Origin of the sequence: Roseovarius mucosus (assembly GCF_002080415.1) — a bacterium.
Lineage (GTDB): Bacteria > Pseudomonadota > Alphaproteobacteria > Rhodobacterales > Rhodobacteraceae > Roseovarius > Roseovarius mucosus_A.
Genome location: NZ_CP020474.1, coordinates 2,753,090 through 2,778,890, shown reverse-complemented (window position 1 = coordinate 2,778,890; position 25,801 = coordinate 2,753,090). Strand labels below are relative to the sequence as shown.

Genomic DNA, 25,801 nt, shown 5'->3' with positions numbered 1-25,801 from the left:
AAAACGACCTAGATACACCCAAATCAGCATCAGGATCCTAGAAAAATGCCGCTTCCCATTCTCGATGACACGCTCGACGCCGCCGAAATGGATCGCATGGTCGAAAATGCGACCACCGCCGCCAATTTCCTCAAGGCCATAAGCCATGAGGGGCGGTTGATGATTCTCTGCCATCTGGTGTCTGGTGAGCGGTCCGTGACCGAGTTGGAAACCTTGCTCTCGGCGCGTCAGGCTGCGGTGTCGCAGCAGTTATCACGCTTGCGCCTTGAGGGGCTGGTGACCGCCCGGCGTGACGGCAAGACCATCTATTACAGCCTCGCCGATGACCGGCCTCGCAAGGTGCTCGAAGTCGTCTACGAATTGTTCTGCGCGCCCAAACCCTAAAACCGCGCGACCGTCACCCAATCAGACCTTTTCCTGCGTGTGCTTGCGCAACTCTGCCCGCGCCACTTGTCTGCGATGCACCGCGTCGGGGCCGTCGGCCAGACGCAGGGTGCGCAAATGGGTCCACATCGCCGCCAGCGGCACATCCTGCGAGATGCCCTGCGCGCCGAACATCTGCACCGCCTCGTCGATCACCTTGAGTGCCACGCGCGGGGCCACCACCTTGATCTGGCTGATCCAAGGGGCGGCGGCGCGCGCGTCGCCCTGATCCATCATCCACGCGGCCTTGAGGCAGAGCAAACGCGCCTGTTCGATCTCGATCCTAGATTCTGCGATGATGTCGTAATTCGCGCCCAATTGCGCCAGCGGCTTGCCAAAGGCCTCGCGCGCAAGGCTGCGTTTGCACATCATCTCGAGCGCCGCCTCGGCCTGCCCGATCGCGCGCATGCAGTGGTGAATACGCCCCGGTCCAAGCCGCCCTTGCGCAATCTCAAACCCGCGCCCTTCACCCAAGAGCAGGTTTTCCGCAGGCACCCGCACATCCGCAAAGTTGAAATGCATATGCCCATGGGGCGCGTCGTCATGGCCGTAAACCTGCATCGGGCGCAGTTTCTCGATACCGGGCGTATCGGCAGGGACGACAATCATCGAATGGCGCTGATGCTTGGGCAGGTCATCGCCGCCGGTTTTGACCATCACGATATAGACCTTGCAGCGCGGATCACCGGCCCCCGTGGCCCACCATTTCTGGCCATTCAGCACATAGTGATCCCCGTCGCGCACACAGGACATGGCGATATTGGTGGCGTCAGAACTCGCAACATCCGGCTCTGTCATGAGATACGCGCTGCGAATCTCCCCCTCCAAGAGCGGGGCCAGCCATGCGGCCTTCATCGCCTCGGTGCCATAACGCTCGAACACCTCCATATTGCCGGTGTCGGGGGCGTTGCAGTTGAACACCTCGGCCCCCATCGGGGTCTTGCCCATCTCCTCGGCGAAATAGGCATATTCGACCGTGGTCAGGCCAAAGCCCCGCGCGCTGTCAGTCAGCCAGAAATTCCACAGCCCCGCCGCCTTGGCACGCGCCTTGAGCCCTTCCAGAATCTCGGCCTGCCGGGAGGTATAGCCCCAGCGATCCCCTTTGCCGATCTCAGCGTGATACGCGGCCTCAAGCGGCATGATCTCGTCGCGCACCATGGCCGACACCCGCGCCAAAAGCGCGCGCATCTCGGGGCGCATTCCCAAATTCATATCCATATCACCGGCCCTTTGCTGTCAGTCGCCTCAATTGACAACATCAACCGCCCGGCGACAAGCGCTGTCGCACTCAGCCCGCGCGCCGATACTGCCCCGGCGAATGGCCAAAGCGGCTGCGGAATGTCTTGATGAACACCATGGGCGAGGCAAAGCCCGAGGCCATGGCAATCTCGGTCACGCTCAGGTCGGTCTCGCGCAACAGGCTGCGGCCATGATCCAGCCGCAGATCGCGGAAAAAGCGATAGGGCGTCTTTCGCAGATATTTCACGAAAAGCCGCTCCATCTGGCGGCGCGAACAGCCCGCCGCATCGGCCAATTCATCCATGCTGACCGGCGTTTCGATATTGGTCTGCATCACCTTGATCGCCCGCACCAACAGCGGATTGCGGCTATCCAGCGCATTGCTGATCGAGGCGCGCTGCGGGCTGCGCTCGGCCCGGCGTTGGCTATAGAGGCACATATCGGCCACCACATCGGCAAAGGGCCGGCCATAATCGGCCTCGATCATTTCCAGCATCATATCGGTGGCACCCACCCCGCCACCGCAGGTGAAAATCCCGCCATCCACCTCAAAGGTATTGCCCGTCACCTCGACCTCGGGGAATTTCTCGCGAAACGCAGGCTGGTTTTCCCAATGCAGCGTTGCACGCCGCCCCTCGAGCAGCCCCGCCTGCGCCAGCGAAATCGCCCCGGTGCAAATGCCCCCCACGCGCCCACCAAAGCGCGCATGCTGACGCAGCAGCGCCAGCAGGTCCTTGCTGCCCGTGCCCGTGCGCACGGTGCCGCCACAAACCACAAGATCGGTTTCACGCGCAAACGCCCCCAACGACTGATCGACATTCACCGACATGGCGCAAGAGCTGACCACCGGCCCCCCATCCTGAGAGGTGACGGTCCAGCGATAGAGCGGGCGTTGCGCCAGTTGATTGGCAATTCGCAGCGGATCAAGCGCCGCGCTGAACGCCAGCAGCGTGAAATCCGGCAGCAGGTGAAAGGCAAAATGCCGGGCAGGTTTGGTGGTCTCTATGGCAAAGAATGCCGCCCCCTGCGGCACAATCGCCTTGCGTGTGATATGGGCGTCATTCTCCGGGAAGGACATGACAGGCTTCGGGCTCCCAATGCAGGGTCAGGGGGCTTCCTGAATGCAGATCAATGGATGCCAGTTCACCATGACTTTTCTGCACCTTCAACTCCTCTCCTGCATCCGTCTCAAGAAAGACAATCGCCGAGGCACCGACAAACTCTTCGCCGACCACCCGCGCGCGAATACCCGGCACGCCCGCATCTGCCGCGCTGATCTGCATCTTTTCGGCGCTGACGACAAAAGACAGCGTATCGCCCACGGATTTTGCAGGGGTTTGAGGCGCTTTGACCGCAAATCGCCCATGCGCCGTCTCGACCTGCCACAGATCGCCCGTTTTCTCGACCAGCTTGCCGGTAAAGATATTGGCCGAGCCCAGGAATTCCGCCACGAACCGATTGCGCGGCGCATGATAGATTTCCTGCGGCGTGCCGATCTGTTCGATCTTGCCCCGGCTCATGATCACCACGCGGTCGGCCATGGAAAACGCCTCGGACATGGAATGGGTGACATAGACAAAGGTGATGCCCAGATCTTTTTGCAGATTGGACAGAACCGCCTGCATCCGCACCTTGAGATGCGCATCGAGCGCCGAAAGCGGCTCGTCCAGCAGCAGGATTTTCGGCTCTGTCACCAGCGCGCGCGCCAAGGCAACCCGCTGCCGCTGCCCGCCCGACAATTGCGAGATATTGCGATCCGCGAATTCAAGGATCTGCATCTTGTCCAGCCATTTGCGCGCCCGTTGCGCGCGCTCCGCCTTGCCCACACCGCGCATCTTGAGGCTGAATTCGACGTTCTCCTGCACGGTCAGAAACGGAAACAGCGCAAGGCTCTGCCAGACCATCGGCGTATCGCGGTCCCATGTTGCCTTGCCGTTTACCCGCGCCCCGTCGAGATAGATATTGCCCTCGCTCGGGTCCTCGAGCCCCGCCAGCATCCGCAGCGTCGTGGTCTTGCCACAGCCCGACGAGCCCATGATCGCCAGAAACTCGCCGCGTCCGATCTCGAAATCCGCGCGTTCCACGGCGGTGAACTCGCCAAACCTTTTGACCACACCTTCCAGCCTGACAATGGCGTCGGATTTCACAGGGGTTTGCATGTTCATGGCTTGTCCTTTGTCGAATTGCGCAACAGCATCTGCGCCAGAATGATAAGTGTGATCGAGCTGAGAAAGGCGAGCGAGCCGATGGCATTGATCCGCGGGCTGACCTGCCCCTGAAGAAAGCCCAGAATTTTCACCGGCAGCGTTTCATTGAGGCCCGAGACGAACCACGCCACCGCGAATTCATCAAACGACACCGCCATGGTAATGAAGAGCGCGGCAAAGATCGCGGGCTTGGTAAAAGGAATGATGACATGGCGCAGCGTCGCCCATTCATTGCCCCCAAGGTTCCACGATGCCGCCTCTAGATCCGGGTCCATCTGCGACAGACGTAGGCGGATGATCGCCATGGCAAAGGGGCTGCACATCACCCCATGTGCGATGATGATGGAAATCGCACTGCCCGACAGATTGACGCGCGACAGGAACGCCAGCATCGCCAGCCCCATGATCACCACCGGAATGGTCGGTGGCAAAAGCGCGAGCGCGAGATAGACGTTCTTGCCAAAGAAGTTGTAGCGAAAATCTGTATAGGCCCCGCCAAATCCCAGCACCGTGGCAATCACCGCCACGATCAACCCCACGACCACCGTGTTCAGGAACCCGGCCCAGACAAACGGATCTTCCCAGATCAGCCGATACCACTCGGTCGAGAAATGCCCCAAGGGCAGCGACGGGAACCGGTCGGAATTGAGCGAAAAGACGAAGCTGCCAAGGATCGGCGCAAAGATGAAGAGGACACAAACCGCGATATGCAGTTTCAAGGCGCCATTGATCAGGCGATTGTCATTGCCGGTCATTTGCCGCGCTCCTTATAGGCATAGGTGATGGCGGCAAAGGCCACGGTCAGCAGCGTGCCGATCATCATCAACGCGACCACGGCAGCGCGCGGCCATTGCTGCCCGGATTTGGTGATATCGGTGATCAGGATCGACAGCGTTGGCGGATTGCCCCCACCCAGATAAAGCGGGCTGATGAAATCGCCAAACGACAGGATAAAGGCAAAGAGTGCCGCAATCACAAGGCCAACGCGCGCCGATGGCACGATCACCGAAAACACCGTGCGCAGCCGCCCGCAGCGCAGATTATGCGCCGCCTCGACAAAATCGCGATTGACGAAATTGAGGCTGAAAACCTGCAACAGGATCACCAGCGGCAGACAGAGCGTGACCATGCCCACCAGCGTCCCGAACGTGGTGTTGAGCATGCCAAAGGGCCCAACCCCCAGCATCCCCAGCGCGGCATTGATGATGCCCCCATCCGACAGGAACACCTGTAGCGCATAGATACGCACCAGATAGCTGGTGAAGAACGGGATGATCAGCACGAAAATCACCCATTGCTTGACCCGCTCCGACAGCTTGAATGAAATCGCATAGGCCGCCGGGAAGGCGATGGCGCTGGTCAGAACCGCGCTTGCCGTGGCCAGAAGAGCGGTGCGCGCATAGGCATCCCAAAAGGTGCCGCGCGTCAGGATACGTTCCCAATTGCCGAAATTCAGATCCGGCATCATCTGGAAATTGCGCACCGTCCAAAAGCTGATGGCGATCAGGAAAAGCAGCGGCACCGCAAAGAACGCCAACTGCCAGATCAAAAGGGGCAGCGACAGGGTGAGAGAGAATAGGCTGGGTCGGGTCATGGAATGCGGCTTTCTCAGAGGCAAGAACAGAGGGGCCGGGGTCTGGGGAGAAGAGACCCCGGCCAAGCCCCTGTCAGGCGCCCTTGTAGTCGGACCAGAAGTCGTTCCAGTCCTCTAGGCTTTGTTGCACAGGCAATTGGCGATACTGGATACGCCCTTCGCGGATCATGTCCATCGCGTTATGCTGGCCCAGCACCATATTCTGCCGCTTGGCCTCGGCGGGGTTGGTGGCATTCAGCACCTCCCAGCCTTTCTTGTTGGGGATGAGCGCGGGATAGGCGGCCATATCGGCGGATTTTGCTTGCCCCTCGGCTGAGGTGATCCACTGAATCCACTTGCGCGCCATGTCGTAATTCTGCGTGCCCTTGCCAATCGAAAACGACTCGGTCCACTGCAACCCGCCCTCTTCGGGAATGGTGGTGCGGACCTTGGCACCGTTCTTTTCCAACACGCCGGTAATCCAGTCACCAATCCCGGCAAAGGCCACCATCTGCCCATCATTGAGCGACGAGAAGGTGCCGCCATAGTCAAAGAACCCGCCGACCTGCCCGCGCAGCGCCATTGTGGCCTCTTGCACCTTGTCCCAGCCTGCGTCGTCGATGTCATAGGCAGACCCATTGCCCGCCGAGAGGCTCAGTTGCCCGAGGTTGGGCAAATGCCAGTCGAAATGCCCCAGCTTGCCGGTCACGCGGGCGTCCGAGAACACCGCATAGCTGGCCGCGTCCTTTTCGCTCAGCACATCGGTGTTATGCGCCACCCCCAGAAACCCAAAGCGCGTGATCACGGAGTAGAGCGTGTCATCCTGCCAATGGCCGGGGAATTTCTGGAACTCGGGGTAAAAATCATCAAAGGCGTAATCGGCGGCATCGAGCGCCTCGATATAGCCCGCCGCGTTCAACTGCTGCACATATTCAGCATCCGACAGGATCACATCATAGGTGCCCGCCGGGGATTGCGCGATCAGGCCCAGCATATTGTCACCGCCGGTATAGTATTTCGGCGTGAATTTGACGTTGTTCTCTTCTTCGAACGCGCCAACGATGTCAGGCTCTGCATGGCCATACCAAGCCAGCATCGACAGGTTGACGGTCTGCGCCGACGCCCGGATCGACAGGAACGGCGTGGCCAGCGCCGCGCCTGCGGTCATTTTCAAGAGGTGGCGGCGGGTGGGGGTTCTCAGGGTCATTGTGGTCTCCTTGTTGGCATGCATTTGTTTTTAATTTTCAATCTCGTCACTCAGCCGCCACGCGGTCGCGCGTTGCAAACTCGGTGCGCAGCGCCGCGACGATGCCGCGCGTGCAGACATCAATCAGGATGTCGCCCTTTTCCGCCGTGGCATTCTTGGGCGAGGACAGCGTGCCGCTTGCGGGCGTCCACTCGGGATGCGGCGGATAGACATCGTAGGGCGGAAAACTCGCTGGCGCGTGATCCACCGCGCGCTCCAGCGATACAAGGTCTGGATAGAGCCGCAGCATGAGCGAGGTTTCCAGCACCCCGCCATGCTCGATATCCCAGCCCAGAAACCCCTCGGGGTATAGCTTGGCAATCGCCGCCTGATCGACAAAATCCCAGTAGGACAGCACCACGACCTTGGTGTCATGGATGCCCGACCAGCCCAATTCGCGCAGAGCAAGGTCGATCCCCTCGGCAATGAACCACGAATTCTCGAAATGACCATTCACGATGCAGATCTGACGGTTGCCGTGGCGCGCAAACTCGCGGATCACATCCTTGAGCGCATTCACAAGGCTCGCGCCATCAAGGCTGGTGGTGCCCGGAAAGAAATTGCCACCGCCGGATTTCTGCTGCGATTTATACCCATATGTAAAGGGTGGCGCGACCAGCCCGCCCACCTCAACCGCCGCGCGGCGCGCAAATTCGGTGGGCAACAGCACATCGACATGCATCGGCATGTGATGGCCATGCTGCTCCATCGACCCAAGCGGGATGAGAATCGGCACCCCGCCACGCGCGACCCGGCGCTGATACTCGGGCCAGGCTAATTCTGCTGCAAAAACCGTATCTTGGGCCATGTCATCCCCTTTTCTCTCGGATTGAGGGACCCTAGAACAGCTTGCCTCATGCGCAAAATTCATAGTAACAATGCATGAATAAGGATTCTTAATCATGCGCCATTTCGTCAATCTGCAAACCGACCTGATCCGCACGTTTGTGACGGTAGTAGACCTTGGCAACTACACCGAAACCGGTCAGGTTCTGGGCCGCACGCAGCCCGCGATTTCCCTGCAAATCAAACGTTTGGAAGATTTAGTGGGCGCCAAACTCTTGCATCACAAGGGCAAGGTTCTAGAGCTGACACCGCAGGGGCACGCCCTTATCGGCTATGCCCGCGAGATGTTGCGCCTGAATGATCGTGCGGTTGCCAACCTGCACGAGGCTCAATTCATGGGCACGCTGCGGGTGGGTTTGCCCACCGATTACGCGATTGGATATTTTCAGCGCATCATCGCCGATTTCGCCCGCGCCAATCCCGAGGTGACATTCGACATCCGCTGCGACTGGAGCCGCAATATCCTCAGCCAGCTGCATGTCGATGAATTGGACCTTGCCATCGCCATCACCGATACGATGCCCGCGCCCTATGTCTCGCTCTACTGGTCCGAGCGCCCATTCTGGGTCTGCGGGCGCGACTATCAATTCTCGCTCGACAAGCCGGTGCAAATCATTGCCCACCCCAAGGGCTGCTTCTATCGCAAACGGATGATCGACGCGCTGAACACCGAGGGGCGCGAATGGCGCATCTGCTTTGAGAGCCCTGGCATCACAGCCGTGCAAAACGCGGTGCTGGATGGGATGGGCGTGACGGCGCTGACCAAGAAAACGCTCCTGCCCGGCATGCGCGTGCTGTCACCCAAAGAGGGATTCCCACCGCTCGCCAATCTGCATGTCGGCCTCTTTTACAAACATATCAAAGCCTCTGACGCAGCGCTGAAACTGATCGAACAGATCACCGAAGGGGTCAGCGCGTTCCGCAAACCAACGCATGCGCGCAGCTAGCTTACATTTCATTTTCTTATTCTCAGATCAAACCTATTAATTTCTTGCAGAGCCTCTTTGCTGGTAGCGGATAAACATCCAAGCCAGTGAGGAGAGACCCAAATGCTTGACGACATGTTGCACGTCACGGAATGGCACAACGGCGAAAAGGAGTTTTCGCCCTTTTCCGACAATGAAATGGCCCGCCGCCAGAACGAATTGCGCGTCTGGATGGCCGATAACAACGTCGATGCGGCGCTCTTCACGTCCTATCACTGCATTAACTATTACTCAGGCTGGCTCTACTGCTATTTCGGTCGCAAATATGGCATGGTCATTGACCAAAAGAACGCCACGACCATTTCCGCAGGCATCGACGGCGGCCAGCCCTGGCGGCGGACATTCGGCAGCAATGTCACCTATACCGACTGGCGGCGCGACAATTTCTACCGCGCGGTGCAGGGCCTGACCAAGGGTGCCCGCCGCGTCGGCATCGAGTTTGACCATGTTTCGCTCGATTATCGCCAGCTTTTGCAGGATGCCCTGCCCGGCGTCGAATTGGTGGACGTGAGCCAACCCTCGATGTGGATGCGCACCATCAAATCCGCCGAGGAAATCAAGCTCATCACCGAAGGCGCGCGCATTTGCGACGTGGGGGGCTATGCCGTGGCGGGCGCTGTCAAGGCAGGCGTGCCCGAACACGAAGTGGCGATTGCGGGCACAAATGCGATGATCCGCGAGATTGCCAAATCCTTCCCCTTTGTCGAACTGATGGACACCTGGACATGGTTCCAGTCGGGCATCAACACCGATGGCGCGCATAACCCCGTGACCAACCGCGTGGTGCAATCGGGCGATATCCTCAGCCTCAACACCTTTCCGATGATCTTTGGCTATTACACCGCGCTCGAACGCACGCTTTTTTGCGATCACGTCGATGACGCCAGCCTCGACATCTGGGAGAAAAACGTCGCCGTGCATCGCCGCGGGCTGGAGTTGATGAAACCCGGCGCGCGCTGCATGGATATCGCGATTGAGCTGAACGAGATGTATCGCGAATGGGACCTGCTGAAATACCGCTCTTTCGGATATGGCCACAGCTTTGGCGTGCTCAGCCACTATTATGGCCGTGAGGCGGGCGTGGAACTGCGCGAGGATATCGACACCGTGCTGAAACCCGGCATGGTCGTGTCGATGGAACCGATGGTGATGATCCCCGAAGGCCAGCCCGGTGCCGGTGGCTACCGCGAGCATGACATTCTGGTCATCGGCGAAGAAGGTGCCGAGAATATCACCGGCTTCCCCTTCGGACCTGAACATAACATCGTCGGCAAAGGCTAAACGCCCTTGCGGGACGCGATTGAAATCGTGATTGCGGCGGCCAGTGTCCTTATGACGCTGGCCGCCTTGGCGCTTGCAGACCGGCCCGCCATGGCGCTCCTGTCCGGGTCGCGCGCCATGATCGTTCCCGGTTATGCCAGCGGGTCAGGCGCGATATTGCCACCACAGATCAGAACCGCCACCCGCTCCCCCGCCGCAGGCCGATAAGCGCCCGACAAAAGCGCCGCCAGCGCCGTGGCCCCCGCCGGTTCCACCAACTGCCGCACCTCCCGCCACAAAAGCGCCTGCGCCTCAAGAATTGCCGCGTCGCTCACCAGCACACTGGCCACGCCCTGCGCCTCGGCCAGACCATAGCACAGGCCTCCAATCCGCCGCGCCCCCAGCGCATTGGCCGCCACCCCCGACACCTCGACATCAACGGGCGCGCCCGCCGCCAGCGCGGCATGCAGCGCGCAAGAGGTCTCTGGCTCGACCGCCACCACCCGGCGACGCCCCTCAAGCCAGCCCAAAGCCCCGGCAATCAGCCCGCCACCGCCCACGGCAATCAGCACCGTGTCCGCGTCCAGTCCCTGATCCTCCCATTCCGCCATCACCGTGCCTTGTCCGGCCACGGTCGCCTCGGCGTCATAGGGATGCACCTGCATTGCCCCTGTCGCCGCCTGCCATTCAGCGGCGCGCGCCGCCGCTTCGGCATAGGCCCCGGGCACCACCTGCAAATCGGCCCCTTGGGCGCGGATGAGCGCAATCTTGGCCGGTCCAGCGATCTCGGGCACGGAGATCCGCGCGCGGTGGCCCAACCGCGCCGCCGCATAGGCCACCGCCGCCCCGTGATTGCCGCCAGAGGCCGCAACAATCCCCGCCTCCGGCACGGTCGCCTGCAAGAGCGTGTTGAACGCGCCGCGCGCCTTGAAACTGCCGGTATGCTGCATCTGCTCCAGCTTGAGCGCCACAGAATATCCACCAATCTCCGCCTGCATCACCGGCGTGCGCCGCACATGCGCAACAATGCGCTGGCCCGCCTCTCCAATACATCCCTGCCACGCCATCGCTTGCACCTCTTTGCCTTTTCTTGATGGGTCAAACCCTATACTCCTGAACTCAAAGACCCAAGCAAGGATCGCCCGCGATGAAAGACGACCGCCTCAGCCAATTCCGCGATGCCGGCTCCGACCGTTCCACCGCTGAACAGGTGCCGGACACGCCCCAGACCCGTGCGCCTGCCTATCGTCTGGCCTTTGCCGATCCCGATTTCATGTGCCGCGACGAATTGCGTCCCGTGCGCCTGCAACTCGAACTCTTGAAGCCCGAGATGATCCTGAACGAGCGCGGCATCCAGAGCACCGTCGTGCTCTTTGGCGGCGCGCGCATTCCCGAACCGTCGCAAAAGGACACGGCCCGCACCAAAACGCTCGCCGATCTCTCGCGCTATTACGACGAGGCGCGCAAATTCGCGCGGCTGATGACCGAAAAATCCATGGCCAGCGATGGGCGCGACTATGTGATTGCCACGGGCGGCGGTCCGGGCGTGATGGAGGCGGGCAATCGTGGTGCTGCGGATGCGGGCGGGGCCTCAATCGGCCTTAATATCGTCTTGCCACATGAACAGGCCCCGAACGAATATGTCACCCCCGGCCTGTGCTTCAACTTTCACTACTTCGCCATCCGCAAGATGCATTTCCTGATGCGCGCCCGTGCCATCTGCGTCTTTCCCGGCGGCTTTGGCACGCTCGACGAGATGTTCGAGGCGCTGACCCTTATTCAGACCGACCGGATGAAGCGCGTGCCGTTCCTGCTCTTTGGGGCCACCTTCTGGCAATCCATCATCAACTGGGAGGCGCTGTCCGAGGCGGGCACAATCAGCGCCGAGGATCTCGATCTCTTCCAATTCGTTGAAACGGCGGATGAGGCGATGCAGATCATCAACGACTGGCCCCAAGGCTGAGCGGCCCAAAACGCCTTTCCGCTTCTTCTTGGTGCAAATACTCAATTCCACCGCCGCCCAGCAACGCGGCGGTGCCGCTCAGATGATCTCATCCTCGTCAAAGAGCGCCGCCGCCTCGAGATGGGCGCTGATGCCCCCCGCCGCCGCTTCGGCACGCGGCGTTTCCGCCACATGGCACAGCGCATCACCCTCATAAACCACTGGCAGGTTGGTACGCCCGATGATGATGCCGGTCACATCCGCCACCACCTCGGTCTCGACATCGCCAAAGGCATTGGCCACCGCGCCCAGCACCGTGCCCGGCTGCACCGCATCACCCACCGCCAGATAGCCGCGAAACAGCCCGCCGCGCGGCGCACGATACCAACGCGAGCGCGCCGCCCGGATCGGCACACCGCGCGCACGCGGCACACCCTTGGCACCGATCATGCCCAGATGCTGCATCACCCGCAGGATACCGCTCACCCCCGCCCGCGCCGCGAATTCGTCAAACCGGAGCCCCTCGCCCCCCTCGTAGAGCAGCACGTCCACCCCTGCCTGTTCCGCGGCCATCCGCAACGATCCGTCGCGCAGCTTTGACTCCATCATCACCGGCGCGCCAAAGGCACGACCCAGCTCTTCCAGCCGCGTGTTGCCCGGCGTCAGCCGGATTTGCGGCAGGTTGGTGCGGTGAATGGCCGCCGAATGCAGGTCAATGCCCACATCCGCACGCCGCACCACCTGATCCATGAAAATATACGCCAGTTGCGACGCCATCGAGCCTTCGCTTACCCCCGGAAACACCCGGTTCAGATCGCGCCGGTCGGGCAGATAGCGCTTGTGATTGAGAAAGCCGAAGGTGTTGACAATCGGCACCGCCATCAGCGTTCCTGCCATCGAGGCCAGCGGTGCCGCCTTGAGCAGGCGGCGCATGATTTCGACCCCGATCACCTCATCGCCGTGGATCGCCGCCGAGACAAACAGCACCGGCCCCGCCCGCCGCCCATGGATCACCTCGACCGAAAGATTGACCGGCGTGTGATTGGACAGCGTGCTTACAGGGATATCCACCCGCGCCCGCGTGCCCGCTGCGACCGTTACACCGCCGATGTCAAAGGGTTTGCGCCGCGCCATGGCATCCTCGCTCTGTCTGACAGCAAGGCTTAGGCAAATAGGTTCGGCCTGTCCATGGGGCTTGGGGGGCGGCACGGCTCTGGCCTTTGCGCCGCGCGCATGGCACAGCGGCCCATGACCCGTGCCAACCCACAGAGGCCCGTTGTGACCACCGCTTTGCATGATGCCCGCCTTCAGGCAGTAGAGACCGCCGTGACCAAGACCGGCGCGCGCACGCTCCTTGATCTGGGCTGCGGCGCGGGCGATCTTTTGCTACGTCTGGCGCTTTTGCCCGGCCTCACCCGCCTGACCGGCATCGACATTGATCTACCCTCGCTGCGCGCAGCACAGGCGCGTCTGGCGGACCTGCCCCCCGAGACACGCGCCAAGGTGCAACTGGCGCAGGCATCCATGACCGTGGCCCACCCCAATTTGCGCGGCTATGACTGCGCTTGTCTTGTGGAAACCATCGAACATCTGCCGCTTGGTGATCTCAATCGGCTGGAACGCGCGCTCTTTGCCGATATGCGCCCCGGCCATGTGATCGTGACCACGCCCAACGCCGAATTCAACCCGGTGCTGGGCGTGCCCAGCCACCGCTTTCGCCATCCGGGGCATCATTTCGAATGGGATCGCGCGCGGTTCGCAGGCTGGGCCGAAGGCGTGGCGGCACGCCACGGCTACACGGTCACCTGCCACGCCATAGGAGAGGCCCACCCCGCCTTGGGCGGAGCAAGCCAGATGGCGGTGTTTGCGCCACTGGGGTAAGGGCGATGCAAGCAAACGGCAGCCCCAATCACCCACGCGCGGGATCAAGGCGCGGTACGCGCCGCCGCGCGATCGCTGGGCCGTCCCGCGGCCTAGCGATTTGGAGAGCAAGCGTATCACTGACGGGTCGCATAGCCTTGGCTGGCATAAAGTGGCAGCCAAGGCTGTTGCTTCGCTAGTCCCCGGCCCAGCAACCGCGCGGCTCCTCGCGCGGTGTCAAAGCCTTCCTCAGAGCCAACCTACCCCTTCAAGCTGGTCTTGCGCAGATACGGCAACACCTTCTCAAAGCTGCCAAACTTTGCTTCGGCATCGGCATCGCTCAGGCTGGCCGGGATGATCACGTCCTGCCCCACTGTCCAATCCGCCGGTGTCGCCACGCCATTGCGCGATGTGGTTTGCAGCGCATCAAGCGCGCGCAGAACTTCTGCGAAATTGCGCCCCACGGTCATCGGATAGGTCATGCTCAGTTTCAACTGCTTGTCCGGCCCGATGATAAAGACCGAGCGCACCGTGGCGCTGTCGTTGGGCGTGCGCCCGTCGGGCAAATAGGCCTCGGCGGGCAGCATGTCGAAGGCCTTGGACACCACAAGCCCCGCATCGGCGATAATCGGGAATCCCGCCGCACTGCCAGCAACCTTTTCAATATCGCCCTTCCACTTGCGATGGTCCTCAACCCCATCGACCGAGACGCCGATCACCTTGCAGCCGCGCTTCTCCCATTCCTCGGCCAAGCGCGCCACAGCGCCAAACTCGGTGGTGCAAACGGGGGTAAAATCCTTGGGGTGAGAAAACAGAATCGCCCAGCTGTCGCCAATCCACTCATGCAGTGAAATCGTACCCAGATCGGTTTCCACCGTCAGATTGGGGATCACATCATTGATTCGAAGGCCCATAGCCTATCCTTTCCTGATTTCCGCCTTGGGGTGCAGAAATTTGATCAAATTGCCCCAAAGCGCCCTATTTCAAACCTTGCAGCCCGGCATTACCCCTGACAGAGTGCCGCCAAATCACTGGAGGTCAATACCATGATCGAGAAACGTCAGTTCTACATCAATGGCGCGTGGGTCAACCCCCTCGCGGCAAAAGATCACAAGGTCATCAATCCCTCGACCGAAGAGCCCTGCGCGGTGATCTCTTTGGGCGGTCAGGCCGATACCGACGCCGCCGTCGCCGCAGCCAAAGCGGCCTTCCCGGCGTGGATGGCTACGCCAGCGGCAGAACGCATTGCTTTTGCAGAGAAAATTCTAGAGGCCTACAAGGCCCGCGCCGAGGATATGGCACAGGCCATCAGCCTCGAGATGGGCGCGCCCATCGACATGGCCCGCGAACAACAGGTCGGTGCCGGAAGCTGGCATATCGCCAATTTCATCGCGGCCGCGCGCGACTTTGCCTTTGACGAACCGCTTGGCGATCACGCCCCCAATGACCGGATCATCCACGAGGCGGTGGGCGTTGTCGGCATGATCACGCCGTGGAACTGGCCGATGAATCAGGTCACCCTCAAGGTGATCGCGGGTCTGGTCGCGGGTTGCACCATGATCCTGAAACCCTCTGAGGAATCGCCGCTCAACGCCGTGATCTTTGCCGAAATCGTTGATGCCGCAGGCCTGCCCAAAGGCGTCTTCAACCTCGTCAACGGCGATGGTGTGGGCGTGGGCAGCCAACTGACCGCGCATCCCGATGTGGACATGATCAGCTTTACCGGCTCGTCGCGCGCCGGGCGCATCATCTCCAAATCCGCCGCCGACACGCTCAAGCGCGTAAGCCTTGAGCTGGGCGGCAAAGGCGCCAACCTGATCTTTGCCGATGCCGATGACAAGGCGGTCAAGCGCGGCGTGATCCGCTGCATGAACAACACCGGCCAATCCTGCAACGCGCCCACCCGGATGCTGGTGCAGCGCGAGATTTACGACCAAGCGGTCGAGATTGCCGCCGAAACCGCGAATGCCATCCCCGTGGGCCCCGCCAACGAGGCCGGTCGCCACATCGGCCCCGTGGTCAACGAGGTGCAGTTCAACAAGATCCAAGACCTCATCCAGCAGGGTATCGACGAAGGCGCGCGGCTGGTTGCGGGCGGCACCGGGCGGCCCGACGGGCTCAACCGGGGCTTTTACGTGAAACCCACGGTCTTTGCCGATGTCACCAACGAGATGACCATCGCGCGCGAGGAAATCTTTGGCCCGGTCCTGTCGATCATCCCTTTTGATACTGAAGAGGACGGCATCCGTATCGCCAATGACACGCCCTATGGCCTCACCAACTATGTGCAGACCGGTGATCCGGCGCGGGCCAACCGGCTGGCGCGCGCCCTGCGCTCGGGCATGGTGGAAATGAACGGCCAGTCGCGCGGTGCAGGCTCGCCCTTTGGCGGGATGAAACAATCGGGCCATGGGCGCGAAGGCGGCAAATGGGGCATCGAGGATTTCCTCGAGGTCAAATCCGTCTCGGGCTGGACCCCCGGCGCCTGAGCCTATGGCGGGGCGCGCCTTTGCCCTGCACGGCGCGCGCGACGCCACGCGACGCGAGCGGGCGCGCGATACGCTCAACACCTGCGGGCTAGAGGGCGACCTCTGGCCCGAGGTTGAGGCCTCTGTGCTTTCCTCTACGGTGCTTTCGGCCACGGTCGGGGCGGGGCTCTTTGCCCCGCTCTATCCGTTCACGCTGACCACCCCCGAGATTGCCCGCTTTCTCAGCCATCGGCAAATCTGGGCCGAGATTGTCCGACAGGGTCTCGATTATGGGCTGATCTTCGACGAGGATGCCGCCCTTGACCCCCAAATCTTTGCAAGAGCGCGCGATCTGGCGCGCGACCATATCGACGATCTAGGGTATATCGCCTTCCAGCCCCAAGCTGTGCGCGGGCCTGCGCGCGTGATCGACACCAACGGCGGTTGCGTGCTTTGCCTGCCGGTGGTCAACGCCCCACGCAGCCCGGTGCAGATGGTTGGACAGGATGCCGCCGCCCACCTTCTGCACCTGACCGAAATCTTCGACCGCCCGGTCGAGTTTCTCATTCAAAGCCATTGGCACACGCATCTGCGCGCAGGCGCAGTCTATCCGTCCGGTGTATCACGGATCATGCAGGGCTCAGGGCACACCTCGCTTGCGGCGGCTTGGCCACGCTACCTTTATCGCCGTGCCGCCCGGCACGCGGCACGCGATAGCGCGGCACCGCTTACCGGTGGATTACTTTAATCCTTTACTCCGCCGCGCAGCGCCCCGGATTATTGGGATGGGTTGTCCAGTTGGCATACTCGTCCTGCACCACCTCGCCGGTGCGCGGATCGACCATGCCCGCCGCCATCCGTTCCATCGTGATGCATCCCTCAATCGGGCAGACATTGACGCAGAGGTTGCAGGCGACGCACTCGTCATCCTTGACGGTAAAGACCCGATCCTCGGACATCGCAATGGCCTGATGGCTAGTATCTTCGCAGGCGGCATAGCAGCGCCCACATTTGATGCAGTCATCCTGATTGATCCTGGCCTTGGTCACGTAATTGAGGTTCAGATCCTTCCAGTTGACCACATTGGGCACGGCGCGCCCAACCAATTGGTCAACAGAGGTAAAGCCCTTGTCATCCATATATTGCGACAGGCCCGAGATCATTTCCTGCACGATCTTGAACCCATAGGTCATGGCCGCCGTGCAGACCTGCACATTGCCCGCCCCCAGCGCCATGAATTCTGCCGCATCACGCCAAGTGGTGACGCCTCCAATACCGCTGATCGGCAGGCCCGCCGTGGCGGGATCGCGCGCAATCTCGGCCACCATATTCAGCGCGATGGGCTTCACCGCAGGCCCGCAGTAGCCGCCATGCGCGCCCCGCCCGTCAATCGTGGGCTCAGGCGCAAAGAGATCAAGATCGACGCTCGTGATCGAATTGATCGTGTTGATCAGGCTTACGGCATCCGCGCCGCCGTCCTTGGCGGCCTGCGCGGGTTTGCGGATATCGGTGATATTGGGGGTAAGCTTCACGATCACCGGCAGGTTCGAGTGTTTCTTGCACCAATGCGCCACCTGCCCCACATATTCGGGCACCTGCCCCACCGCGCTGCCCATGCCGCGCTCGCTCATGCCATGCGGACAGCCAAAATTCAGCTCCACACCATCACATCCCGTATCCTCGACCCGGTGCAATATCTCGCGCCAGGCGTCCTCATTGACCGGCACCATCAGGCTCGCAATCAGCGCCCGGTCGGGCCAGTCGCGCTTGACCCGGCGCATCTCTTCCAGGTTCACTTCCAGCGGGCGATCCGTGATCAACTCGATATTGTTGAGCCCCAGAAGCCGCCGATCCGCGCCGTAAATCGCCCCATAGCGTGGCCCGTTGACGTTCACCACGGGCGGCCCCGCCTCGCCCAATGTCTTCCAGACAACACCGCCCCAACCCGCCTCGAACGCGCGGCGGACGTTATATTCCTTGTCCGTCGGCGGCGCGGAGGCCAGCCAGAACGGGTTGGGCGATGTGATACCGATAAAGTTGGTTGTCAGATCCGCCATGGCTCAGCCCTCCGGCATCAAGGTTGCGTGGATGTCTTCGGCAGCGTCGCGCCCTTGGGCCACTGCCGTCACGGTCAGGTCATCGCCCCCCGCCGCGCAATCGCCCCCCGCCCAGACCCCGGGCAGGGAGGTACGCCCGGGGCCTGAAACGGCGATCTTGCGCCCGTCGAGCGCGGGCAAATCGGCCCCCTCAAGCGTCTGACCAATCGCCTTGAACACTTGATCAGCAGCAAGCCGGAACCGTTCGCCCGTGGGCCTGAGATCGTCGTCGGAATACTCAAACTCAACCTCGCGCACCGCACCATTGCCATGCACCGCGATGGGCGTGGCATTGGTCACGATCCGCACACCTTTGGAGGCCGCAAGATCCTGTTCATAGCGGCTGGCGTTCATCCGGTCGCGCCCCCGCCGATAAACCAGCGTGACATTGAGCGCGCCCAAAAGTTTGGCCTGCACAGCGGCATCCACCGCCGTCATGCCGCCCCCGATCACCACCACATCGCGGCCCACCGGCAAATCGCTCAGATCCTCGGCCTGCCGCAAAGCGGCAATGAAATCCACCGCATCGCGCATGCCCTCGCGGTCCTCGCCGCTCAGCCCCAGCGCATTGACCCCGCCCAGACCAATCCCAAGGAACACCGCGTCGTGATCTTCCTGCAATTCCGCCAGCGTCATCTCGCGCCCCAGACGCTGCCCGGTGGCCAGCGTGATCCCACCAATCTGCATCAGCCAGTCAACCTCGCGCGCGGCGAAACTGTCGGTGCTCTTGTAAGCGGCGATGCCAAATTCATTAAGACCGCCGGGCTTGTCGCGCCCATCGTAGAGCGTGACATCATGGCCTTTCATCGCCAGCCGGTGCGCGCAGGCCAGCCCCGCAGGCCCTGCCCCCACCACCGCCACCCGCCGTCCCGTCGGCGCAGCACGGGTAAAGGGATGCACGCCTTGGTCCATCACGGTATCCGTCGCATAGCGCTGCAACCGCCCGATCAGCACCGGCTGCCCCTCGGCCGCCTCCCGCACGCAGGCCTCTTCACAGAGGGTCTCTGTGGGGCAAACGCGGGCGCACATGCCGCCCAGGATATTCTGGCTCAGGATCGTTTTGGCCGCCGCCTCGGGCGTGCCGGTGGCGATCTGCCGGATAAAGAGCGGGATGTCGATCGAGGTGGGGCAAGCGGTGATGCAGGGCGCGTCATGGCAGAAATAACAGCGATCCGCCGCCACCAGCGCCTCGTGATCATCAAGGGGGGGATGCAAATCGGTGAAATTGCCCTGCAAGGCGGCGGGATCAAGCCGGCCTGCGACGATACCGGGGGCGAGTTGGCGGTCTCTCATGGCTGTCTCCGGTCATGGATGGCTGAGGATCAGTATTCCACGATTCGAAATTTTATCAATTGGTAAAATTTATCGCCGCGCGAAAAAGAACCCCCTGAAACACTCAGGGGGCAAAGCCGATGAAAATTGCAGCAAATGGCCAGTAACCCCAGCGCCCCGCCTCACCCCACCTTGCGCTGACGCCACAGCGTAAACAGACCCGCGCCAACCACCAGCGCGCCGCCCAAGGCCACGTTCAGCGCAATCGTTTCACCAAAGATGAAAATCCCGATGCCCGTCACAAAGAAAAGTTGCAGATAGGCAAAGGGTTGCACCGCGCTGGCCTCTGCCACTTCGTAGCATTTGATCAGCGTGTAATGCCCCGCCGCCCCGGTGATGCAGAGCGTGATCATCCACGCCCAGGCATCCGACGTCATCGGTTCCCAGAACCAGATCCCTGCCAGCGTCATGGCAACCGACCCGACTGTCCCGGTCCAGAAAAAACTCGTGGCCGCCGTGTCCTTGCGCGCCACATAGCGCGTCAAAAGCCCGTAGAGCGCAAACATCAAAGCGGCGATAAAAGGCACAATCGCCTTGGGGTCGATCACGCCCAGCCCCGGCTCCAGAATGATCAGCACGCCGATGAACCCGACCGCAATCGCCAACCACCGCCGCCAGCCCACTCGTTCGCCCAGAACCGGACCCGAAAGCGCGGCAATCAACAGCGGATAGCAGGCAAAGACCGCATGCACCTCGATCAGCCCCAGAAGGGTAAAGCCATAGACCATCACGCAGATTTCCGCCACCAACAGCACGGCGCGAAACCCCTGCATCAAGGGCTGCGATGTGGTGGCCGCGGCCCGAAGGCCCCCCGCCTTGCGCGCGGCGATCACCATCACAAAGGCGGCAAAGAACCAGAACCGGATCATCACCACCATCAGCACGTTGTAATTCTCGGCTAGGTGGCGGGAAATGCCGTCCTGCGCGGCAAAGATGACCGTGGTCAGCACCATCAACCAGATGCCCAAGCGGGTGTTTTGAACTGTCACGAGCGGTCTTTCATGGGTGGTCTTTCCGGGCCGTGGTCATATGCCGCTTGCGGCCATATCCCTGATCCCGCGTAACACAAAACCCAGCCGCCTCAAGCCCCCTGCGCACAAAGCCCGCCGCCGTGTAGGTGGCCGCCGTGCCCTTTGGCGCTGTATGCCGCGCCACCTCGGCCATCAACTCTGGCTGCCACAGTTCGGGGTTCTTGGCGGGGGAAAACCCATCAAGAAACCAGGCATCCGCCCTGCCCGGCCAAGCCTTTAGCGTCTCGCGCGCATCGCCTGCAATCAGGGTAAACTCCAGGTCCGGCAGGCTGATCCGCTGTGCCTGCCCCTGCCAATGCGGGGCCAGTTCCGCCGCGACCCCCGCCAGTTCCGCAAAGCGGGCTTGCGCGCGGCGCATGTCTTGCGGGGCCATCGGATAGGCCTCGAAACTGGTAAAGTGCAAACGCCCGGATACGCCCGCCGCCCGCCACGCCACCAAACTGGTCAAAAGGTTCAGCCCGGTGCCAAACCCCAATTCCGCAATGTGAAACCCGTCGCGAAACCGCGCTGGCAGGTCATTGCCCCCCAGAAACACATGCCGTGTTTCCGCCAACCCATTGTCGAGACTGAAATAGGGATCATCGAACCGCACCGATACCGGCACCTCACCCTCACGCCAGATCAGGTCTGCGGTCTGGTCCTGCATGGTACGATCCTCTAAAGCATGGCGAAAACGCGCGCGACCATCGCGCGACGGCAAAGGATTGGCAATGGTTGACATCACGGTAATGGGCGCGGGCATCTTTGGCCTGTCGGTGGCGTGGTCTTGCGCGCGGCGCGGCGCACGTGTGCGCGTCATCGACCCGCATGGCCCCGGCGCGGGTGCGTCGGGCGGTATTGTCGGTGCCATGGCCCCGCATGTGCCCGAGCTTTGGAATAGCAAAAAGGCGTTTCAACTCGACAGTCTGCTTATGGCCGCGGGGTTCTGGGCCGAGGTGGCCGAGGTCTCGAACCTCTCCCCCGGTTATGCCAGCCTTGGCCGCCTGCAACCCATCGCCGATGCCGCAGCCCTTGCCTTGGCGCAAGAGCGCAGCCAGAACGCCGCAACCCTCTGGCAGGGGCAGGCTGAATGGCGCATCATCCCCGCCAGCGGCCCGTGGTGCCCAGAAACAGACACCGGCCAGATCATCCATGACACGCTCACCGCGCGCCTGCATCCCCGTCAGGCCTGCACCGCCCTTGTCGCCGCCCTGCACGCGCGCGGTGCCGAGGTTGTGACCGAAGGCCCCATGACGGGTCGCATTCTCTGGGCCACCGGCATCGCGGGTCTCGAGGCGCTCAGCGCCGCGCATACCCGCTCGGTTGGCAACGGGGTTAAGGGGCAAGGCGCGCTTTTGGCCTTTGACGCCCGCAACCAGCCGCAAATTTTCGCCAATCAGGTGCATATCGTGCCGCATGAGGATGGCACAACTGCCGTCGGCTCCACCTCAGAGCGCAATTATGATGATCCCACCAGCACCGATGCCCAGCTTGACGATGTCATCGCACAAGCCGTGGCAGCGGTGCCTGCCTTGGCGGGTGCGCCCGTGATCGCGCGTTGGGCCGGGGTGCGCCCGCGCTCGCGGTCACGCGCACCAATGCTGGGCGCGCATCCCTTCCGACCGGGCGAATTTGTTGCGAATGGCGGCTTTAAAATCGGCTTTGGCATGGCCCCCAAGGTGGGCGCGGTCATGGCCGATCTGATGCTCGATGGCATCGACAGTATTCCCGATGACTTCAAACCAGAGGCGTCCCTATGACCCAGCCGACACTCGCCGCTCTTGACCATCTTGTGCTGACCGTGGCGGATATTGCGGCCACCTGCGCCTTTTACCGGGATGTGCTGGGGATGACGCCTGAGGTGTTTCACCCCGCCGATGGCAGCACACGCTGGGCGCTCAAATTCGGCGCGCAGAAGATCAACCTGCATCAATGGCGCGCGGAATTCGATCCCAAGGCGTCGCATGTCCAACCCGGCAGCGCCGATCTGTGCTTTCTCAGTGAAACCCCGCTAGAGGACTGGCAGCAGCATTTCGCAGCGCTTGGCGTAACGGTTGAGCTTGGCCCCTTGCCCCGCTCCGGGGCCACTGGCCCGATCCGCTCGCTCTATCTGCGCGATCCCGATGGCAATCTGATCGAGGTGTCGAACAGGGCCGAGAGCAGCGCCTGATCGCTCAGGCCGTCTTGACCGCCTTGGGCAGTTCCACGATCCGCACCGCAACCTTGCGCTGACCGCGCTGATACGGCAGCGCAACGGCGGCCTCTTTGCTGTGCTTCACAACCGATTTCAACCAACGTGCTTTCATGGCTCTTACCTCTTGCCTCTGGCCCCAATTTGCGGGGCTCATTGTTTCGTTACCAGCAACTATGCCGCCGGTTTGGGGCCAAGGTTTGACGGAAATCGTGAAAATTCAGACAAGATCAGGGCATGCAAGCCATCCAAGCCAAATCTCAATCCATTGAATTTAAATAAAATTTTTCAAAGACATCTTGGGGCATCCCCGATGCCGCCCGAATAGCCCCACAATTTCGGCCCAAATTGCGCCCCAATCAGAGACGGATCACCGAGATCAGCCGGCCATAATCGGCCTCACCGGCATGGGTGGTGCGGCGATAGGAATAGAATCGCTCGGGATCGGCATAGGTGCAATGCCGCGTCCATTCCGCCTGCCCGATGCCAGACTGCCGCAGCCGGTGCAGCCCAAAGCCCGGCAGATCGAACTGATACCGCCCGCCCTCGCCATTGGCAAAAAACCGGGCATTGTCCGAATCCTCTGCCAAAAACGCCTCGATAAACTCGGGTCCCACCTCATAGGCCGCTTGCGAAATCGACGGGCCAATAACGGCCCTGATGCGGCGGCGGTCCGCGCCCAGACCCTCCATGCCGACAACCGTCGCCTCCAGCACACCATCCAGCGCGCCGCGCCATCCGGCATGCGCCGCGCCGATCACCCCATTGGCCACATCGGCAAACAGCACCGGCTGGCAATCCGCCGTCAGCACCGCCAGCGCCACGCCCGGCACATCCGTCACCATCGCATCGGCGCGCGGGCGCGTCCCCATGGGTCCCGTGACTGTCACCACATCCGCCGAATGCACCTGATGCACCGTGATCAGGTGATCCGGGGCCACCCCCATCGCCTCGGCCACCCGCGCCCGGTTGATCTGCACGATCTCGGATTGATCCGACGAACCGGGGCCACAATTGAGGCCAGCAAACACGCCCGAAGACGCACCGCCCCTGCGGGTAAAAAACCCGTGGCGCAGCGGGGCCAGGCTGTCAGCAGTGAGAATTTCTAGCGTCATGGCTCCAATCCGGGTGGTGGTGCGGCCCCCTCGGGATAGAGGCCCATCACCTTAAAGAGCGTCCCCATTTCCTCTGCCCCGGTCAAGCGCTGATATGCCGCCAGATGCGTTTCCAACGCCGGGCCGCTCAGATTGCGCGCCAAGGCTTCGGCCCGCGCCGCGATCCCCAACCGCTCCAGAAACACCCCTTGCGGCGTCAATCGCGTGTGCATCGCAGGTGCCGCCGCCAGCGCCAGCGCCTCAAAATCCACATGCGCGGTCAGGTCCGCCGCCCCCGGCTCGGCCAAGGGATCAACCGGCTGATGCGCCTTGAGCGCCTGAAACGTATCGCCCAGTGATCGCCAATCGCCGTAATCCACAATCAGCGCGGCACCGCCCTGCCCCGCAATCCGCGCGCCAATCTCTGCCATGACCGCCGCCGCAGGCCCGCAAGTCTCGACAATATCGCCCTCGCGTGTGTCCGCCAACCGCTCGGCCAGCGCAGGCGGTGCCACCGGCCCGCCCAGACCCAGCAGCAACTGGCCCGCGCTCTGTCCCACGACCCGCTCGCGCCAGCCCTCGCCAGACCGCTGAAACTGCCGGATCGGCAGCGCATCGAAAAACTCATTTGCCAGCAGGTAAAGCGGGTCCTCCGGCAGGCTCTCAACCCGCTCATGCCAGATCACATCGCCCGCAATCGCCCGGCGTTGCGCCGCGCGCAAGACTGCCGATCCCTCGACCAGATGCACCTCGGCAGCCTCGCGAAACCCCGGCACGCGCTGCGTCGCGCGCAGCACATCCGCCATCAGCGTCCCGCGCCCCGGCCCCAACTCGGCCAGCAAAAACCGCGCCGGCCGTCCCTGATCCAGCCACACCTGCGCAAGGCACAGCCCCAGCAACTCGCCAAACATCTGGCTGATTTCAGGCGCGGTGATAAAATCGCCCCTTGTCCCAAACGGATCACGCGTTGCGTAATAGCCAAACTCGGGGTGCATCAGGCACGCCGCCATATAATCCGCAAGGCTCATCGGCCCAGCCTCGGCGATCCGCGCCAGAATATGCGCTCGCAGCCCGCTCATGCCGCCTGCGCGCGCCGCGCCCAGAGCACCATGCCAATTCCAAAGGCAATCATCGGCAACGACAGAATCTGCCCCATGGTCAGGCCAAATTCGCCCAGCTGAAGCGCCCAGCCCAGCGGGTTGCCTTCACCCACAAACTGCGCATCGGGTTGGCGCACAAATTCCACCATGAACCGCGCCACACCATAGCCTGCGAAAAACAGCCCCGTCAGCGTGCCGGGAACCCGCAGCGCGCCGCGCCGCCAGCCCAGCCACAACAGCACGGCCCCAAGGATCAGCCCCTCAAGCAGCGCCTCATAAAGCTGTGAGGGATGGCGCGCGCAAAGCCCGACAACCCCGGCACAATCCTGCGCCGCCGCCGAGGGAAAAACCACACCCCACGGCAGGTCCGTCGCCCGCCCCCACAATTCGCCATTGATGAAATTCGCGATCCGCCCCAGCAGCAATCCCACCGGCGTCACCATGCAGAGCGCATCAGCCACCGATAGCCACGCAATCCCCTGCTTGCGCGAAAACAGCAACACCGCCAGCACCACGCCCATAAGGCCACCGTGAAACGCCATGCCGCCTTGCCAAACCGCCAAAATCTCGCTGGGATTGGCAAGGTAGTAGCCCGGTTGATAGAACAGCACATAGCCCAGCCGCCCGCCCAGGATGACCCCCAGAATGACCCATGTCAGCAGGTCCTCGACCTGCTCGGGCCGCATCGGCGCCACACCCCCCGGCCACAGCCCCGGACGGCGCACGCTCGCCACCACCAGCCGCCAGCCGATCACGATACCCGCGATATAGGCCAGCGCATACCAGCGCAGCGCAAACTCCATACCAAAAAGCGAGATCGAAAAGATCTCGGGCGAAATGTCGGGAAAGGGGATCATGGCCTGCATATGCGTCTCTGTGCCTCTGGCTCTGGGCCAAGTCAACCTTGTGATCTGGTCCCGGCAACACA

At 62.1% G+C, this 25,801-nt stretch carries 27 protein-coding genes; 9 read left to right on the top strand and 18 right to left on the bottom strand.

The features are described 5' to 3' along the window. Positions 1-45: 45 nt before the first annotated feature. A complete protein-coding gene (locus ROSMUCSMR3_RS13275; RefSeq protein WP_008279298.1) occupies positions 46-384 on the top strand; it encodes an ArsR/SmtB family transcription factor in 339 nt (112 codons plus the stop codon). A gap of 21 nt (positions 385-405) precedes the next feature. Here the strand turns inward: ROSMUCSMR3_RS13275 and ROSMUCSMR3_RS13270 are convergent, their stop codons facing one another. The 7 genes from ROSMUCSMR3_RS13270 to ROSMUCSMR3_RS13240 all read right to left on the bottom strand — a co-directional run bounded on the left by ROSMUCSMR3_RS13270 (position 406) and on the right by ROSMUCSMR3_RS13240 (position 7,496). Continuing rightward, entirely contained in the window at positions 406-1,641 is a 1,236-nt protein-coding gene (locus ROSMUCSMR3_RS13270; RefSeq protein WP_081507605.1) for an acyl-CoA dehydrogenase family protein, read from the bottom strand. 70 nt (positions 1,642-1,711) lie between these two features. Further along, a complete protein-coding gene (locus tag ROSMUCSMR3_RS13265; protein WP_081507604.1) occupies positions 1,712-2,740 on the bottom strand; it encodes a GlxA family transcriptional regulator in 1,029 nt (342 codons plus the stop codon). Continuing rightward, entirely contained in the window at positions 2,721-3,827 is a 1,107-nt protein-coding gene (locus ROSMUCSMR3_RS13260; RefSeq protein WP_081507603.1) for an ABC transporter ATP-binding protein, read from the bottom strand. Before ROSMUCSMR3_RS13260 ends, ROSMUCSMR3_RS13265 begins: the two co-directional genes overlap by 20 nt. Beyond that, a complete protein-coding gene (locus ROSMUCSMR3_RS13255) occupies positions 3,824-4,624 on the bottom strand; it encodes an ABC transporter permease (RefSeq protein WP_081507602.1) in 801 nt (266 codons plus the stop codon). The genes ROSMUCSMR3_RS13260 and ROSMUCSMR3_RS13255 overlap by 4 nt, the downstream gene beginning before the upstream one ends. Then, positions 4,621-5,463: an ABC transporter permease gene (locus tag ROSMUCSMR3_RS13250; RefSeq protein ID WP_081507601.1), complete on the bottom strand. Its 843-nt coding sequence runs from the start codon at positions 5,461-5,463 to the stop codon at positions 4,621-4,623. Before ROSMUCSMR3_RS13250 ends, ROSMUCSMR3_RS13255 begins: the two co-directional genes overlap by 4 nt. Positions 5,464-5,536: 73 nt before the next feature. Then, entirely contained in the window at positions 5,537-6,649 is a 1,113-nt protein-coding gene (locus ROSMUCSMR3_RS13245; RefSeq protein ID WP_375552930.1) for a polyamine ABC transporter substrate-binding protein, read from the bottom strand. Between the two features lie 46 nt (positions 6,650-6,695). Beyond that, positions 6,696-7,496 carry a creatininase gene (locus tag ROSMUCSMR3_RS13240; RefSeq protein WP_008279305.1) on the bottom strand — a complete coding sequence of 267 codons (801 nt, stop codon included), beginning with the start codon at positions 7,494-7,496 and terminating at the stop codon, positions 6,696-6,698. A 94-nt stretch (positions 7,497-7,590) separates the two neighbouring features. Between ROSMUCSMR3_RS13240 and ROSMUCSMR3_RS13235 the strand changes: the two genes are divergently transcribed. Both ROSMUCSMR3_RS13235 and ROSMUCSMR3_RS13230 read left to right on the top strand, forming a co-directional pair. Next, positions 7,591-8,481 (top strand): LysR substrate-binding domain-containing protein, encoded by an 891-nt coding sequence (locus ROSMUCSMR3_RS13235; protein ID WP_008279306.1) that lies wholly within the window; start codon positions 7,591-7,593, stop codon positions 8,479-8,481. A gap of 102 nt (positions 8,482-8,583) precedes the next feature. Beyond that, the gene (locus ROSMUCSMR3_RS13230; RefSeq protein WP_081507599.1) at positions 8,584-9,801 is read left to right on the top strand and encodes a M24 family metallopeptidase; all 1,218 of its coding nucleotides are present in this window, start codon (positions 8,584-8,586) and stop codon (positions 9,799-9,801) included. Between the two features lie 131 nt (positions 9,802-9,932). Here the strand turns inward: ROSMUCSMR3_RS13230 and ROSMUCSMR3_RS13225 are convergent, their stop codons facing one another. Further along, on the bottom strand, positions 9,933-10,847 hold the full coding sequence (locus ROSMUCSMR3_RS13225; RefSeq protein ID WP_081507598.1) for a serine/threonine dehydratase: 915 nt from the start codon (positions 10,845-10,847) through the stop codon (positions 9,933-9,935). A gap of 80 nt (positions 10,848-10,927) precedes the next feature. Here ROSMUCSMR3_RS13225 and ROSMUCSMR3_RS13220 point away from each other — a divergent pair, with 80 nt between their 5' ends. Further along, positions 10,928-11,743, top strand: coding sequence for an LOG family protein (locus ROSMUCSMR3_RS13220; protein ID WP_008279310.1), 816 nt, complete (start codon positions 10,928-10,930; stop codon positions 11,741-11,743). 78 nt (positions 11,744-11,821) lie between these two features. On the opposite strand, the gene ROSMUCSMR3_RS13215 is transcribed toward ROSMUCSMR3_RS13220, so the two are convergent. Continuing rightward, a complete protein-coding gene (locus ROSMUCSMR3_RS13215) occupies positions 11,822-12,856 on the bottom strand; it encodes a succinylglutamate desuccinylase/aspartoacylase family protein (protein ID WP_008279311.1) in 1,035 nt (344 codons plus the stop codon). Positions 12,857-12,970: 114 nt separating this feature from the next. On the opposite strand from ROSMUCSMR3_RS13215, the gene ROSMUCSMR3_RS13210 reads away from it, so the two are divergent. Beyond that, complete coding sequence (locus tag ROSMUCSMR3_RS13210; protein WP_237183449.1) at positions 12,971-13,603, top strand: methyltransferase; 633 nt, start codon at positions 12,971-12,973, stop codon at positions 13,601-13,603. Positions 13,604-13,842: 239 nt separating this feature from the next. On the opposite strand, the gene ROSMUCSMR3_RS13205 is transcribed toward ROSMUCSMR3_RS13210, so the two are convergent. Further along, a complete protein-coding gene (locus ROSMUCSMR3_RS13205) occupies positions 13,843-14,496 on the bottom strand; it encodes a peroxiredoxin (RefSeq protein ID WP_008279313.1) in 654 nt (217 codons plus the stop codon). Positions 14,497-14,628: 132 nt separating this feature from the next. On the opposite strand from ROSMUCSMR3_RS13205, the gene ROSMUCSMR3_RS13200 reads away from it, so the two are divergent. Beyond that, positions 14,629-16,071, top strand: a complete 1,443-nt coding sequence (locus ROSMUCSMR3_RS13200; RefSeq protein WP_008279314.1) for an aldehyde dehydrogenase family protein — start codon at positions 14,629-14,631, stop codon at positions 16,069-16,071. 4 nt (positions 16,072-16,075) lie between these two features. Beyond that, positions 16,076-16,798: a glycosyltransferase family 25 protein gene (locus ROSMUCSMR3_RS13195; RefSeq protein WP_081507596.1), complete on the top strand. Its 723-nt coding sequence runs from the start codon at positions 16,076-16,078 to the stop codon at positions 16,796-16,798. Between the two features lie 4 nt (positions 16,799-16,802). Here the strand turns inward: ROSMUCSMR3_RS13195 and preA are convergent, their stop codons facing one another. From preA to mnmD, 4 genes are all read right to left on the bottom strand, one after another. Continuing rightward, positions 16,803-18,107 carry an NAD-dependent dihydropyrimidine dehydrogenase subunit PreA gene (preA, locus tag ROSMUCSMR3_RS13190; protein ID WP_008279316.1) on the bottom strand — a complete coding sequence of 435 codons (1,305 nt, stop codon included), beginning with the start codon at positions 18,105-18,107 and terminating at the stop codon, positions 16,803-16,805. A 3-nt stretch (positions 18,108-18,110) separates the two neighbouring features. Beyond that, complete coding sequence (locus ROSMUCSMR3_RS13185) at positions 18,111-19,439, bottom strand: NAD(P)-dependent oxidoreductase (RefSeq protein WP_081507595.1); 1,329 nt, start codon at positions 19,437-19,439, stop codon at positions 18,111-18,113. A 161-nt stretch (positions 19,440-19,600) separates the two neighbouring features. Beyond that, the gene (locus ROSMUCSMR3_RS13180) at positions 19,601-20,467 is read right to left on the bottom strand and encodes a DMT family transporter (protein WP_008279319.1); all 867 of its coding nucleotides are present in this window, start codon (positions 20,465-20,467) and stop codon (positions 19,601-19,603) included. A gap of 10 nt (positions 20,468-20,477) precedes the next feature. Next, entirely contained in the window at positions 20,478-21,155 is a 678-nt protein-coding gene (mnmD, locus tag ROSMUCSMR3_RS13175; RefSeq protein WP_081507594.1) for a tRNA (5-methylaminomethyl-2-thiouridine)(34)-methyltransferase MnmD, read from the bottom strand. 64 nt (positions 21,156-21,219) lie between these two features. Here mnmD and ROSMUCSMR3_RS13170 point away from each other — a divergent pair, with 64 nt between their 5' ends. Next, the gene (locus ROSMUCSMR3_RS13170) at positions 21,220-22,248 is read left to right on the top strand and encodes an NAD(P)/FAD-dependent oxidoreductase (protein WP_081507593.1); all 1,029 of its coding nucleotides are present in this window, start codon (positions 21,220-21,222) and stop codon (positions 22,246-22,248) included. Continuing rightward, positions 22,245-22,658 carry a VOC family protein gene (locus tag ROSMUCSMR3_RS13165; protein ID WP_081507592.1) on the top strand — a complete coding sequence of 138 codons (414 nt, stop codon included), beginning with the start codon at positions 22,245-22,247 and terminating at the stop codon, positions 22,656-22,658. The genes ROSMUCSMR3_RS13170 and ROSMUCSMR3_RS13165 overlap by 4 nt, the downstream gene beginning before the upstream one ends. A gap of 4 nt (positions 22,659-22,662) precedes the next feature. On the opposite strand, the gene ROSMUCSMR3_RS21780 is transcribed toward ROSMUCSMR3_RS13165, so the two are convergent. The 4 genes from ROSMUCSMR3_RS21780 to lgt all read right to left on the bottom strand — a co-directional run bounded on the left by ROSMUCSMR3_RS21780 (position 22,663) and on the right by lgt (position 25,739). Beyond that, on the bottom strand, positions 22,663-22,794 hold the full coding sequence (locus ROSMUCSMR3_RS21780) for a hypothetical protein (protein WP_257788533.1): 132 nt from the start codon (positions 22,792-22,794) through the stop codon (positions 22,663-22,665). A 244-nt stretch (positions 22,795-23,038) separates the two neighbouring features. Further along, complete coding sequence (pgeF, locus tag ROSMUCSMR3_RS13160; protein ID WP_008279324.1) at positions 23,039-23,794, bottom strand: peptidoglycan editing factor PgeF; 756 nt, start codon at positions 23,792-23,794, stop codon at positions 23,039-23,041. Continuing rightward, positions 23,791-24,852 (bottom strand): class I SAM-dependent methyltransferase, encoded by a 1,062-nt coding sequence (locus tag ROSMUCSMR3_RS13155; RefSeq protein WP_081507591.1) that lies wholly within the window; start codon positions 24,850-24,852, stop codon positions 23,791-23,793. The genes pgeF and ROSMUCSMR3_RS13155 overlap by 4 nt, the downstream gene beginning before the upstream one ends. After that, a complete protein-coding gene (gene lgt, locus ROSMUCSMR3_RS13150) occupies positions 24,849-25,739 on the bottom strand; it encodes a prolipoprotein diacylglyceryl transferase (protein ID WP_081507590.1) in 891 nt (296 codons plus the stop codon). Before lgt ends, ROSMUCSMR3_RS13155 begins: the two co-directional genes overlap by 4 nt. Between the last annotated feature and the right edge of the window lie 62 nt (positions 25,740-25,801).